General features: G+C 69.8%; 10 protein-coding genes. 3 read left to right on the forward strand and 7 right to left on the reverse strand.

All coding sequences use genetic code 11. The features are described from left to right. Positions 1-55 precede the first annotated feature (55 nt). Entirely contained in the window at positions 56-553 is a 498-nt protein-coding gene (locus O1Q03_RS07330) for a DUF2938 domain-containing protein (RefSeq protein WP_269502488.1), read from the reverse strand. A 140-nt stretch (positions 554-693) separates the two neighbouring features. Between O1Q03_RS07330 and O1Q03_RS07335 the strand changes: the two genes are divergently transcribed. Next, positions 694-1119, forward strand: a complete 426-nt coding sequence (locus tag O1Q03_RS07335) for a helix-turn-helix domain-containing protein (protein WP_269502489.1) — start codon at positions 694-696, stop codon at positions 1117-1119. A 44-nt stretch (positions 1120-1163) separates the two neighbouring features. Here O1Q03_RS07335 and O1Q03_RS07340 read toward each other — a convergent pair whose 3' ends face one another. Together O1Q03_RS07340 and O1Q03_RS07345 are read right to left on the reverse strand one after the other, a co-directional pair. After that, positions 1164-2042, reverse strand: a complete 879-nt coding sequence (locus O1Q03_RS07340; protein ID WP_269502490.1) for a helix-hairpin-helix domain-containing protein — start codon at positions 2040-2042, stop codon at positions 1164-1166. A gap of 216 nt (positions 2043-2258) precedes the next feature. Further along, on the reverse strand, positions 2259-3830 hold the full coding sequence (locus O1Q03_RS07345; protein WP_269502491.1) for a sigma-70 family RNA polymerase sigma factor: 1572 nt from the start codon (positions 3828-3830) through the stop codon (positions 2259-2261). Positions 3831-4137: 307 nt separating this feature from the next. Here O1Q03_RS07345 and O1Q03_RS07350 point away from each other — a divergent pair, with 307 nt between their 5' ends. Both O1Q03_RS07350 and O1Q03_RS07355 read left to right on the forward strand, forming a co-directional pair. Then, positions 4138-4575 (forward strand): hypothetical protein, encoded by a 438-nt coding sequence (locus tag O1Q03_RS07350; protein WP_269502492.1) that lies wholly within the window; start codon positions 4138-4140, stop codon positions 4573-4575. 33 nt (positions 4576-4608) lie between these two features. Continuing rightward, positions 4609-5445, forward strand: a complete 837-nt coding sequence (locus tag O1Q03_RS07355) for an SH3 domain-containing protein (protein ID WP_269502493.1) — start codon at positions 4609-4611, stop codon at positions 5443-5445. 110 nt (positions 5446-5555) lie between these two features. Here O1Q03_RS07355 and ilvD read toward each other — a convergent pair whose 3' ends face one another. The 4 genes from ilvD to O1Q03_RS07375 form a co-directional block, all read right to left on the reverse strand. After that, complete coding sequence (gene ilvD / locus O1Q03_RS07360; protein ID WP_269502494.1) at positions 5556-7415, reverse strand: dihydroxy-acid dehydratase; 1860 nt, start codon at positions 7413-7415, stop codon at positions 5556-5558. A gap of 293 nt (positions 7416-7708) precedes the next feature. Beyond that, on the reverse strand, positions 7709-8731 hold the full coding sequence (locus O1Q03_RS07365; protein ID WP_269502495.1) for an Ldh family oxidoreductase: 1023 nt from the start codon (positions 8729-8731) through the stop codon (positions 7709-7711). After that, positions 8724-10316, reverse strand: coding sequence for an aldehyde dehydrogenase (NADP(+)) (locus tag O1Q03_RS07370; RefSeq protein WP_269502496.1), 1593 nt, complete (start codon positions 10314-10316; stop codon positions 8724-8726). The genes O1Q03_RS07365 and O1Q03_RS07370 overlap by 8 nt, the downstream gene beginning before the upstream one ends. 70 nt (positions 10317-10386) lie before the next feature. Further along, positions 10387-12012 (reverse strand): APC family permease, encoded by a 1626-nt coding sequence (locus O1Q03_RS07375; protein ID WP_269502497.1) that lies wholly within the window; start codon positions 12010-12012, stop codon positions 10387-10389. Positions 12013-12348: the final 336 nt, after the last annotated feature.

Here is a 12348-nt window from a genome sequence, read left to right on the forward strand (position 1 = left end):
GTGCGACGCGTCGGCCGGTGTCCCCGTATCGCGATCGTGATCCGCGCCGAGCGTGTCAGCGCGCGAGGGCGGACAGCGCGAACGCCGCCAGATAAAGCCCGGCCCCGAACACCAGATGCGTGACGAGGCTGCGCCGGCGCGCGATACCCGGCTGCGGCGTTCGCGATGCGGCGATGCCGAAGCCGAATGCCGGCTGCATCACGAAGAACGGCGCGGCGACGCTGGCCACGCCCGCGACGAGCGCGGGTACGGGCGTCGGCGTGCCGACCCATTCCGTGCCGCCGATCGCGACGGGCAGCACCGCGAACGCGATCCCGATCGCGTAATGCGCGATCCAGCCGAGCGCCCGTTCGCCCGGCACGGGCGGCGCGGCGACGATCGACGCGTGTCGGAAACGGCCGCGCATCATGTGGCCGAGCCAGCGGCCGACCAGCGCGTAATCGAGCGACGGAATCCCGAACACCCTGCGCCGGAACAGCGCCCACACATCCATCACGAGCGTCGCGCCTGCGCCGATCAGCAGGATGCGCAGCAGGAGGTCGGGCGGCGTCATCGTGCGCCTCCACGGCGAATGGCGGGCGCTGTGCGGCGCAACGGGCGGCGGGGTGGGTTCGGCAGTGTCATGGCGGTCCGGGCTTGTGTCGAAGGATGCGAGCGACTATCTTGCAACTTCAAGTTCACTTGAGGTCAAGCATGAGTCGTCTGGACATCGCCGATGTCGCGCGCCGCTCGGGACTGCCCGCGTCGACGCTGCGTTACTACGAGGAAAAGGGTTTGATCGTGCCGACCGGCCGTCACGGGTTGCGACGCCAATACGACGAATCGGTACTGGAACGCCTCGCGCTGATCGCGCTCGGCCGGGAGGCCGGCTTTTCGCTGGACGACGTTCTCGCGATGTTCGGCGCGGACGGCCGGCCCGCGATCGATCGCGCGAAGCTCGACGGCAAGGCCGACGAGCTCGATCGCACGATCCGCCGTCTCGGTGCGGTGCGCGACGCGTTGCGACATGCGGCCGTCTGCCCGGCGCCGAGTCATCTCGAGTGCCCGTCGTTTCAGAAGCTGCTGCGGATCGCCGCGCATCGTCATCCGCCGCGCCGCGTGAAGGCGGAACGCGGGTAACCGGCGGGGCGGCGCAACCCGTGCGCGCTAGCGGCCTGCCTGCGTCATCCCGCGTAGTACACGCGGCATTCCATCTCGCGTCCGCGCACGATGCGCTTGCCGACGAGCGTGCCGAGCGTTTCGGTGACGATCGTCCGCTGATGCTCGCATTGCAAGGCATCGTAGAAGTAGAGCGCGACCCAGTCCCCGGTGCGAACGGCGTCCTGCTGGCGCGCGGGATACGGGCACAGGGCGGTGAAATGCCAGCCGCCTTTCGTCATGTGCATCACCGGCGGCGACACGCTGACGTCCGCGTTCACGCGCCGGGTCACGAGCGTCGGCAGGATGCCGGCGGCGGCCTTGTTGCGATACAGGCGGTCGATGTAAAGCAGCAGCTCGACGGGAGGTTCGGCGCCGAGGTCGGCGTTGCGCGCGTGGCCTTGCCAGCGGCGACGGCGGGTGAGTACGTCGTCGAGCGCGGCGCGGATGCCGGCCGCGCGGCGCGGGCCGACGCCCGCGATCGCATCGAGCCGGCCGCTGCGGGCCGCGCGTTCGAGATCCTCGAGCGTATCGATGTGCAACTGGTCGTGAATGCGCAGCGCGAGTGCGTGGCCGATGCCCGGCACGGTTTCGAAGGCCGACGCGCGTTCCGCTTCGCCGCGCAGCCGGTCGAGCAGGCGCCAGCGCCCCGTCACCAGGAGTTCAGCGATCGCCTGCGCGACGCCCGTGCCGGTTTCCGGCAGCGCGGCGAGCGCATCGACGCCGCCCGCTTCGAAGCGGGCGCGCACGGCGTCGTCGATCGACTCGATCGTGTCGGCCGACGCGCGGTATGCGGCAACCCGATAGGGGTTGGCGCCCTGGTCGGCAAGCAGCTGCGCGGCTTCGCGCAGGCATGCCGCGATCTGCCGGTTTTCCTCGTTCGTTTCGCTGACGGTCGTTTGCATGGAGAAGGCCCGGAAAAGCGCAAACGGAATGGACGCGGCGTGTCAGGTCACGTCACGCGTCCGTCTTGCATTTCAGCATATTGTCGCGGCAAGCGACGAACAAAACTTGATGCGAATCAATGGCAAACGTTGCACCGGCGGGAACCGGGCCGCACGCGGCGCGGGCGCATTCGTGCCGGGATGAAGCACGGCCGCGCCGCCGCGCGCCGCGGCCGCTTACGCGTCGAGGAACGCGTGTGCGCCTTCCGCCTCGGCGGCCGTGCGCAGCGTCGCGAGCGCGCGCTTTTCGATCTGCCGCACGCGTTCGCGCGACATCCCCGCGTCCTGCGCGATGGCGTCGTAGGTGTCGGGCTCGGCGCAGCCGAGACCGAACCGCCGGCGCAGCACGTCGGCCTCGGCCGGCGTGACCGAGCGCAGCAGCGTCGTCACGCATTCGCGCATGCGCGCGTCCGCCAGACGCTCGAACGGGCTCGCCGACGCCTGATCCTCGATCATGTCGACGAGGCCGGTGTCCGTGTCGGGCATCGGCGTGTCGAGCGACAGCGGCTCCGCAGGCAACGCGAGCACGGCGCGCAGCTTGTCCTCGGCCATCCCGGTTTCGGCGGCGAGCTCGGCCGGCGTCGCGCGGCGGCCGGTGCGCTGACGGAAGCGCAGTACCTGCCGCTGCACGCGCTGGTACTGGTCGCCGACGTGCACCGGCACGCGGATCGTGCGCGAGCGGTCCGCGACCGCGCGCGCGACCGCCTGCCGGATCCACCAGGTCGCGTAGGTCGAGAACTTGAAGCCGCGCCGGTATTCGAACTTCTCGATCGCACGCATCAGGCCCAGGCAGCCGTCCTGTACGAGGTCCGGCAGTTCGACGCCGCGGTTCATGTACTTGCGCGCGATCGACAGCACGAGCCGCAGGTTCGCTTCCAGCATCGCGCGGGTACCGTCGCGCACTTTCTGCTGACCGTCGCTCAGCGCGGCGCCGAGCGCGCGCCGCGCGACCGTGTCGAAGCACGCGGCGTCGCTGTCGGCGGGCGTGTCCGGCGCGGCGGCGGCCCGCGCGGACGCGAGCGTACGCAACACGCGGCTCGCGTCGTCGATGGCCGGTGGAACCCACGCGAGCGTATCGAGCAGCGCGGCGAGCCGGTTGCGCGCGTCGCGATAGTCGGCCGAACGGCAGCCTTGCGCATGCAATGCGGCGCGCACGGCCGCGACCGCGTCGCGCAGCGTGTCGTAGCGCGCGGGGGCCGGCGTGTCAGCGTCGCCGTCCTTGACGTCATCGCCTTCGTCGCCGCCCGCACCGGCCGCGCCCGTTGCGCCCGTTGCGCCGTGACGCGCGAGCAGCACCTCCACCGCCGCCGGACAACCGGCGAGCGCATGCAGAACCTGATGGCGGCCCGTTTCGATTTCTCGCGCGAGCACGATTTCGTCTTCGCGCTTGAGCAGCGGCACCGCGTGGATGCGCCGCATGTAGAGCGCGAGCGGGTCGGTCGACGCACCCGCGCCGCGGGCGAGATCGCCGAGCAGCGCGCGGCCCTCGTCGAGCGTGTCGCGATCGACCTCGACTGGCGCTGTGGCCGCGAACGGCGCCGGCGCGGGGGGCTCGTCGAGCACGGCAATGCCGATGTCCGCCAGCGCGGCGCGCACGACGTCCAGCGCGTCCGGGCTGTCGCTTTCGGGCGGCAGCGCGTCGACGAGGTCGGCGTGCGTGAGATATCCCTGCTCGCCGGCAAGGGCCAGCAACTGGATGATCGGATCGAGGGGCGTGTCCGCCCGGAGTGTGGGGCGTGGCGTAGTCATGTCGATGGCGGCGCGAGCCGCGTTCCTGTTCGGGCGGGCCGAAGTCCGCGGATTTCAGGCTCCCGGTGCCCGCGAACGCCCGTTCGCGCCGGCAAGTCTGACTAGGTTCAACTTGAGGGCATTTGCGCGAACTTCAACGTCGGCGCGGCAGACGCGCGAGCACGCCGCGTGCCTGCGGCTCGCGGAGCCGTCGTTCGCGGTGCGAAACAAAAAGTAACCGATCATACCTGCGGAAATATGCAGGGGACGTAAGCTAGAGGCAGGCGTGCGCCGCGCGGCGGCGCAAGCATTTTCCGCGGAGCAACACATGAACGCTATCACTGCCGCGAGGCCGATCGCCATGGCGCTGGCCATGCTGACGCTGAGTGGCTGCTATTACACAGGTCCGTATGGTTATGGACCGTATTACGCACCGGTGCCCGCGACGGTCACGCAGCGCGAGTTGCCGGTCGCGCCGGCGCAGCAGGCGCCGTACGTCTCGTCGGCGCCTGATCCTCAGACTGCGCCGGCGGCGCCGCCGCCAGCGGACGACTACGCGGAGGCGCCGGTCTATGTCGCGCCGGCCTACGTGCCGTACCCGGCCTACTATCCCGCGTATTACCCGGGCTGGTACGGCCCGCCCGTCACGATCGGCCTCGGGTTCTGGGGGCACTGGGGCGGCGGATACCGGGGCGGATACTGGCGTCGTCCGTGGGGCGGCGGCCACTGGGGCGGCGGACATTGGGGCGGTGGCCATCGACACTGACCGACGCGCGGCGGCACCGCGCGGGAGAGCATCATGAGCAATACGATCATTCGAAGTGTATGCGCCGTTCTCTTCGGCATCGCGGCCATCCCGGGCATCGCGAACGCACAGAGCAGCGCCTACACGAATTCGGGGGCCGAACTGTTTGCCGGGCCCGCGCCCGATTACCCGGTCGTCGCACAGGTCCCGCCCGGCACCGCGCTGGACGTGCTCGGCTGCCTGAGCGACTACTCGTGGTGCGACGTCGCGCTGCCGGGCGTGCGCGGCTGGATCTACGCGGAGCAACTCGACTATCCGTACCAGGGCAACTACGTGCCGTTGCTCGAGTACGGCGCGGTCATCGGCGTGCCGATCACCGGCTTCGCGATCGGCGCGTACTGGGACCGTCACTATCGGAACCGGCCGTGGTTCCACGATCGCGATCGCTGGGAACATCGCGCCGAGCCGCGGGTCGGCCCGGGCGGGATGCCGCCGGGGCGGGAACACCCGCAGCCGGGCGGTCCGATCCTCCACGCACCGGGCGGTGCGCAGTCCGTGCAGCCTGCGCCGCGTGACGCGCATGAAGGGCATGATTCGCGGCCGTCGGCCACGCGCGGCGGCTGGAACGGCCCGAACCGCGCGCCGGCGCCGGCGCCGACCCCGACGCCGACGCCGATGCCGATGCAGGGTGCCGCCGGCAATGCGCGTGCGCCGAGTCCGCCGCCGGCTGCGCCGACTGGCGGCCCGCGGATGATGGTGCCCCAGGGGCATGAGGGCGGCGGCGGTTATGCACGCCCGCAAGGCGGCTGGAACGGCGGCGGAAACCGCGGCGGCGGTGAAGGCGGTGGCGGTGGCGGTGGTGGCAGGGGTAGCGACGAATTCCGCCGTTGAGCGACGCGGCCGGCGTCGCCGACTGGCAGTCGCCGGGCGAAAAAAAACCGCTCCGGGGAGCGGCTTTCTGATCAGGCGGGCGGGCCGTTCGCACGACCCGCCGTCCCGCGTCAGTCGTCGAGCAGCGACAGGTCGCGCACGGCGCCCTTGTCGGCCGACATCACGAGCTTCGCATAGGCCTTCAGCGCGGCGGACACCTTGCGCGGGCGCGGTTGCGCCGGCTTCCAGCCCTTCGCGTTCTGCTCTTCGCGGCGGCGCGCCAGTTCGTCGTCCGACACCAGCACGTTGATCGTGCGATTCGGGATGTCGATGCGGATCTTGTCGCCGTCGCGCACGAGGCCGATCGCGCCGCCCGCTGCCGCTTCCGGCGAGCAGTGGCCGATCGACAGACCCGACGTACCGCCCGAGAAGCGGCCGTCCGTCAGCAGCGCGCACGCCTTGCCGAGGCCCTTCGACTTGATGTAGCTCGTCGGGTACAGCATTTCCTGCATGCCGGGGCCGCCCTTCGGGCCTTCGTAGCGCACGATCACGATGTCGCCGGCCTTGACCTTGTCGTTCAGGATGTTCTCGACTGCTTCATCCTGCGATTCGGTCACGTGGGCCGAGCCTTCGAACACGAGGATGCTTTCGTCGACGCCGGCCGTCTTCACCACGCAGCCGTCGAGCGCGATGTTGCCGGTCAGCACGGCGAGGCCGCCTTCCTTCGAGAATGCATGCTCGTACGAGCGGATGCAGCCTTCGGCGCGATCGAGGTCGAGGCTCGGCCAGCGCGTGTTCTGGCTGAACGCGACCTGAGTCGGAATGCCGGCCGGGCCGGCCTGGTAGAACGTGCGGACCGCTGCGTCTTCCGTGCGGACGATGTCCCACTGGTCGAGCGCATCCTTCAGCGTCGGCGCGTGCACGGTCGGCACGTCGGTGTGCAGCTTGCCGGCACGATCGAGTTCGCCGAGGATCGCCATGATGCCGCCGGCGCGATGCACGTCTTCGATGTGGTACTTGTTCGTGTTCGGCGCGACCTTGCACAGCTGCGGCACGGTGCGCGACAGGCGGTCGATGTCCTTCATCGTGAAGTCGATGCCGGCTTCCTGCGCGATCGCCAGCAGGTGCAGGATCGTGTTGGTCGAGCCGCCCATCGCGATGTCGAGCGTCATCGCGTTCTCGAACGCCTTGAAGCCGACCGAGCGCGGCAGCGCGCGTTCGTCGTCCTGCTCGTAGTGCTGGCGCGTGAGTTCGACGATGCGGCGGCCGGCGCGCTTGAACAGCTGCTCGCGATCGGCGTGCGTGGCGACCACCGTGCCGTTGCCGGGCAGCGACAGGCCGAGCGCTTCGGTCAGGCAGTTCATCGAATTCGCCGTGAACATGCCCGAGCACGAACCGCAGGTCGGGCAGGCCGAGCGTTCGACTTCCGCGACGTCCGCATCCGAATACGACGGGTCGGCCGCGATCACCATCGCGTCGACGAGGTCGAGCTTCTTCAGTTCGACGGTCTTGGTCACCGGGTTCGCGAGGCGCGTCTTGCCGGCTTCCATCGGGCCGCCCGACACGAAGATCACCGGGATGTTCAGGCGCATCGCGGCCATCAGCATCCCCGGCGTGATCTTGTCGCAATTCGAGATGCAGACCATCGCGTCCGCGCAGTGCGCGTTCACCATGTATTCGACCGAGTCGGCGATGATGTCGCGGCTCGGCAGCGAATAGAGCATGCCGTCATGGCCCATCGCGATGCCGTCGTCGACGGCGATCGTGTTGAATTCCTTCGCGACGCCGCCCGCGGCTTCGATCTCGCGCGCGACGAGCTGGCCGAGATCCTTCAGGTGCACGTGCCCCGGCACGAACTGCGTGAACGAGTTGACGACCGCGATGATCGGCTTCGAGAAATCGTCGTCTTTCATGCCGGTGGCGCGCCACAGCGAGCGCGCACCTGCCATGTTGCGGCCGGCGGTGGAGGTTTTGGAACGGTATGTGGGCATTGTGATGGCTGAAGAAATATCGCGGAAAAGGATGGAGGCACGGGAATAAAGGCCTCTCGCGCGCCCGTGCGAACAACCTCTTGAGCTGCGCCCAGGGCAAACTCGTGGATTATCCCACAGCCGATGGGGCTGTGGCGCCGGCGGGGCGGGCAATGGGGCGGGGACGCGGGGCGCGGGCGGGGTGAGGCGCGGCGCAAGCGGGGTGCGCCGGCAGAGGGCCGGCATCGCTGGACGAAGCGGCGGGCGGCGGCCGCACCGCCGTTCCGCCGGCGATGGAGGCCGCCCGTCGCGCGTCAGTCGAGCAGCATCAGGATCTCGTCGTACAGCGCCCGCGGAATCCGCACGCCGTTCGCGACGCTGCGCGCGCGGGCGTCGAAGCGCCGTTGCGACGGCAGCCGCGCGCCTTGCCCGGTGATCGCGCCGAACATCCGCTCGCCGCGCGCGAGGCCCGCGTCGAGATCGTCGCCGAGGAACACCTTCGGGTCGAACGCGATCACCAGTTCGCCGTGACACGGCGTCGCGCCGACGCCTTCGTCGAACTCCATCGACTCCTGGCTCGTCATGTCGCCGATCAGCGCGCCGCCGAGCAGCTCGACCATCGCCGCGAGCGCCGAACCCTTGTGGCCGCCGAACGTGCGCATCGCGCCCTGCAGCGCGGCCTTCGGATCGGTGGTCGGCTGGCCGTCGGCATCGATCGCCCAGTGCGGCGGGATCGCCTTGCCTTGCTTCGCGTGCAGCTCGATGTCGCCGCGCGCGATCGCACTCGTCGCGAAGTCGAACACGTACGGCACGCCGCCCGGGCGCGGCCATGCGAACGCGATCGGATTCGTGCCGAACACCGGCTCGCGGCCGCCTTCCGGCGCGACCCAGCTATGGCTCGGGTTCATCGCGATGCCGACCAGCCCTTCGGCGGCGATCGCCTCGACCTCGGGCCACAGCGCCGAGAAGTGGTAGCAGTTGTTGATCGCCATCGCAGCGATCCCGTGCTGCTTCGCCATCTCGACGAGCACCGGCAGGCCGGTTTCGAAGCTCAGCAGCGAGAAACCGCGATGCGCGTCGACCGCGACGATCGACGACGACAGCCGGCGCAGTGTCGGCACGGCCTGCGGATCGACCTTGCCCTTTTTCAGCGAGCGCACGCACACGAGCAGCCGGTACACGCCGTGCGAATGGCACTCGTCGCGTTGGCCCTGCGTGATCACGTTGGCGATCGCCTGCGCATGCGCATCCGACATCCCGTGATGCTTCAGCACCCGCAGCGCGAGCGCGTGCACTTCATCGAGCGACAGGACGACTTCGGCGAGCGGCTCAGACATCGCGCGCTTCCCGCGGCGCGGGCACGCCGTCGATGCGTTGCGGCACGTTCAGCGGATTGCCGTTGCGGATCGCGTCGGGCAGCAGTGCGTCCGGCACGTCCTGGTACGACACCGGGCGCAGGAAACGCTCGATCGCGCGTGCGCCGACCGACGTCGTGCGCGTGTCGGACGTGGCCGGGAACGGGCCGCCGTGCACCATCGCGTGACCGACCTCGACACCCGTGCCGAAGCCGTTGACGAGAATGCGGCCGGCCTTGCGCTCCAGCGTCGGGCGCAGCGTCGCGAACAGCGCGGCATCGCCGTCGGCGAGATGTGCGGCGATCGTCAGCTGGCCTTCGAGCGACTTCAGCACGCGATGCAGCGTGTCGGCATCCGGGCACCGGACGATCAGCGACGCGGGGCCGAACACTTCGTCGCGCAGTTCGGGGTGCGCGATGAACGCGTCCGCGGAGGTGGCGAACAGCGCCGCGCGCGCCTGATAGCGGCCGCCTTCGACGCCTTCGGCCAGCAGCTCGACGGCTGCGTGATCGCGCAGTGCGGCAACGCCTTGCGCATAGCTTGCATGGATGTGCGGCGTCAGCATCGTCTGCGCGGCGGTTGCCAGCACGGCGGTGGCCGCCGCGGCTTCGAACGCGCGCAGCGCGGGGCCGTCGATCGCGAGCACGAGGCCCGGGTTCGTGCAGAACTGGCCGGCGCCGAGTGCGAGCGACGCGACGAACTGCGGCGCGATCGCGTCGTGGCGCGCGTCGAGCGCGGCCGGGAACAGCAGCACCGGATTGATCGAGCTCATTTCCGCATAGACCGGAATCGGCTCGTGGCGCGCGGCCGCGATGTTCATCAGCGCGACGCCGCCGCGGCGCGAGCCGGTGAAGCCGACTGCCTTGATGCGCGGATCGGCGACGAGCGCCTGGCCGATTTCGCGCGACGCGTCGAACAGCAGCGAGAACACGCCGGCCGGCAGCCCGCATTCGCGCACCGCTTGCTGGATCGCGCGGCCGACGAGTTCGGACGTGCCCGGATGCGCGGAGTGTGCCTTGACGATCACCGGGCAGCCGGCCGCGAGGGCCGATGCGGTGTCGCCGCCGGCGACCGAGAACGCGAGCGGGAAGTTCGACGCGCCGAACACGGCGACCGGCCCGATCGCAACGTTGCGCAGGCGCAGGTCGACGCGCGGCAGCGGCTTGCGGTCCGGGCGCGCCGGGTCGATGCGCGCATCGACGTAAGCGCCGTCGCGCACCAGCGATGCGAACAGCGCGAGCTGGCCGACCGTGCGGCCGCGTTCGCCTTCGATGCGTGCGCGCGGCAGGCCCGTTTCGGTGACGCAACGCTCGATCAGGTCGTCGCCGAGCGCGATGATGTTGCGGCCGATCGCGTCGAGAAACGCCGCGCGTTGCTCGGGGCTCGTTTCGCGGTACGTGTCGAACGCGTCGTCGGCGAGCGCGCAGGCCGTCTCCAGGTCGTGCAGGCTCGCGCCGCCGAACGCGGGTTGGAGCGTTTCGCCGGTCGCGGCGGCGATCGCGTGGAGGGTGCCGTTCTGTCCGGCAATGGCCGACTGGCCGATCAGGAGCTGACCTGTGAGTTGCATGGTTTTCCTCGGAGAATGCGGGGCCGGGCGTGCTGCGTCCGGCCGGAGTGAAAAGGGGGAAGCGCGTGCGTCAGCCTTCGTCGTCCTCGAGCTGAAGCTTGTCGGAACGGATGCCGGTGTTGGCGCCCCAGTAGTAGATGACGAGCGCGACGGCCGCGACGACGACCGTGTCGTACGGATGCGCGAGCTGGCCGGTGCCGCCGAAGCCGCCGAAGTACGACAGCACGATCATCGCCGCGTAGAACGCGATCAGCCATGCCGACGAACGCACCTGCTCGGCGATGCTCAGGTGCGCGGTCGGCACCCAGCGGCGGCACGCGAGGTAGATCACGAACATCACGATCTGCAGGCCGAGCAGCCAGGACACCGTGCTCCAGCCGGACCAGTAGACGATCAGCGCGGCGATCACGAACGACGCAGGGCCGGTGATGCCGAACGCGACCGCGCGGAACGGCCGCGGCAGGTCGGGCGCGGTGCGGCGCAGCGCGGCGACCGACACGGGCGCGACCGCATAGCTCAGCACGAGCGCGGCCGACACGATGTTGATCAGCGCTTCCCACGACGGGAACGGCATCGTCCAGAAGATCGCGAGGCCGAACGTGAGCCACAGGCCCGCGCGCGGAATGCCCGACGCTTCGTCGACGCGCGTGAACACCTTGAAGAACGTGCCCGTCTTCGCCCAGCCGTAGACGACGCGCGGCGTCGCGTTCATGTAGATGTTGCCGCAGCCGCTCGGCGAGATCATCGCGTCGGCGACGACCATCACCGCGAGCCAGCCGACGCCGAGCGCGAGCGCGATGTCGCGATACGGCAGCGAGAACGCCTTGCTGACGTCGTGCCAGCCGGCGGCCAGCATGTCGGTCGGAATGCTGCCGATGAACGCCAGCTGCAGCAGCACGTAGATCAGCGTCGACAGCAGGATCGACAGGATCAGCGCGATCGGGATCGTGCGCTGCGGATTGCGCACTTCACTGGCGACGGACACGATCGGCGTGAGGCCGAGATACGCGAAGATGATGCCACCGGCCGACACGGCCATCTCGATGCCCGGCATGCCGAACGGCGCGAAGCCGTGCACGGTCAGGTTCGCGGGCTTGAAGAACGTGAACAGCACGCCGATCACCGCGAGCGGCACGATGAACTTGAAGACGCTGATGATGTTGTTCGCCTTCGCGAACGTCTTCACGCTCGAATAGTTCAGGTAAAAGAAGAAGCAGAGCAGCGCGGCCTGCACGAGCCAGCCGAGCGTGGTCGGATCGCTCGAGCCGGCCTTGGTCAGACTCGGAAACCATGCGGCCGCGTACTGCCGCGCGGCGACCACTTCGATCGCGATCAGGCTCGAGAACGCGATCAGCGTGATGAAGCCCATCAGGTAGCCGAGCAGCGGGCCGTGCGAGAACACCGGGTAGCGGACCACGCCGCCCGCGCGCGGCAGCGCGGCGCCGAGTTCGCAGTAGACGATGCCGAGCAGAAGCACCGCGAAGCCGCCGAGCAGCCACGAGAAGATGCCGGCCGGGCCGGCGATCGTCGACACGTGACTCGCGGCGAACAGCCAGCCCGAACCGAAAATCGCGCCGAGACCGATGAACGTCAGGTCGGTCAGCGACAACTGCTTCTTGAACTTGCCGTGACCGCCGTCAGCGGGCACGGAACCGGAAAGCGGGACCGACGGGTGTGTGTTGCCTTGACCTGGCATGGGTTGTCTCCTGGGTAATGTCGGGGCAGGTGCGGTTGCGCCGCGCTCGCCCGGAGCGGCGGCGCACACCTGCCGGCTGGCGTGCGACCTGTGCGAGCGACCGGGGCGGGGCCGCGGAGCCGTTCATGCGCCGCCGGGGGCGGTGACGCAGCGAGCGGGCCCGCACAGGCCATGCCGGACCGGAAGTGACGACGCGACGGGGGGAAACCGCTGCGCTGCCGGGGGAATCGATCGGCGCGGTCAGCGCGGCCAGCGGTTCGCCCGACGCTTTTCGGCGCGGTGTGCGGCGTCGAAAGCGATGGAAGAGCCCGGTGCAACCCCGTTGCTGATGACGGG

This window comes from Burkholderia sp. IMCC1007, assembly GCF_027257875.1.
In the GTDB taxonomy this organism is placed as follows: domain Bacteria; phylum Pseudomonadota; class Gammaproteobacteria; order Burkholderiales; family Burkholderiaceae; genus Burkholderia.

Bases quoted from the DNA above. Each gene is read 5' to 3' on its own strand.
- O1Q03_RS07330 (WP_269502488.1), bottom strand. From the start codon at position 553: ATGACGCCGCCCGACCTCCTGCTGCGCATCCTGCTGATCGGCGCAGGC.
- O1Q03_RS07335 (WP_269502489.1), top strand. From the start codon at position 694: ATGAGTCGTCTGGACATCGCCGATGTCGCGCGCCGCTCGGGACTGCCC.
- O1Q03_RS07340 (WP_269502490.1), bottom strand. From the start codon at position 2,042: ATGCAAACGACCGTCAGCGAAACGAACGAGGAAAACCGGCAGATCGCG.
- O1Q03_RS07345 (WP_269502491.1), bottom strand. From the start codon at position 3,830: ATGACTACGCCACGCCCCACACTCCGGGCGGACACGCCCCTCGATCCG.
- O1Q03_RS07350 (WP_269502492.1), top strand. From the start codon at position 4,138: ATGAACGCTATCACTGCCGCGAGGCCGATCGCCATGGCGCTGGCCATG.
- O1Q03_RS07355 (WP_269502493.1), top strand. From the start codon at position 4,609: ATGAGCAATACGATCATTCGAAGTGTATGCGCCGTTCTCTTCGGCATC.
- ilvD (WP_269502494.1), bottom strand. From the start codon at position 7,415: ATGCCCACATACCGTTCCAAAACCTCCACCGCCGGCCGCAACATGGCA.
- O1Q03_RS07365 (WP_269502495.1), bottom strand. From the start codon at position 8,731: ATGTCTGAGCCGCTCGCCGAAGTCGTCCTGTCGCTCGATGAAGTGCAC.
- O1Q03_RS07370 (WP_269502496.1), bottom strand. From the start codon at position 10,316: ATGCAACTCACAGGTCAGCTCCTGATCGGCCAGTCGGCCATTGCCGGA.
- O1Q03_RS07375 (WP_269502497.1), bottom strand. From the start codon at position 12,012: ATGCCAGGTCAAGGCAACACACACCCGTCGGTCCCGCTTTCCGGTTCC.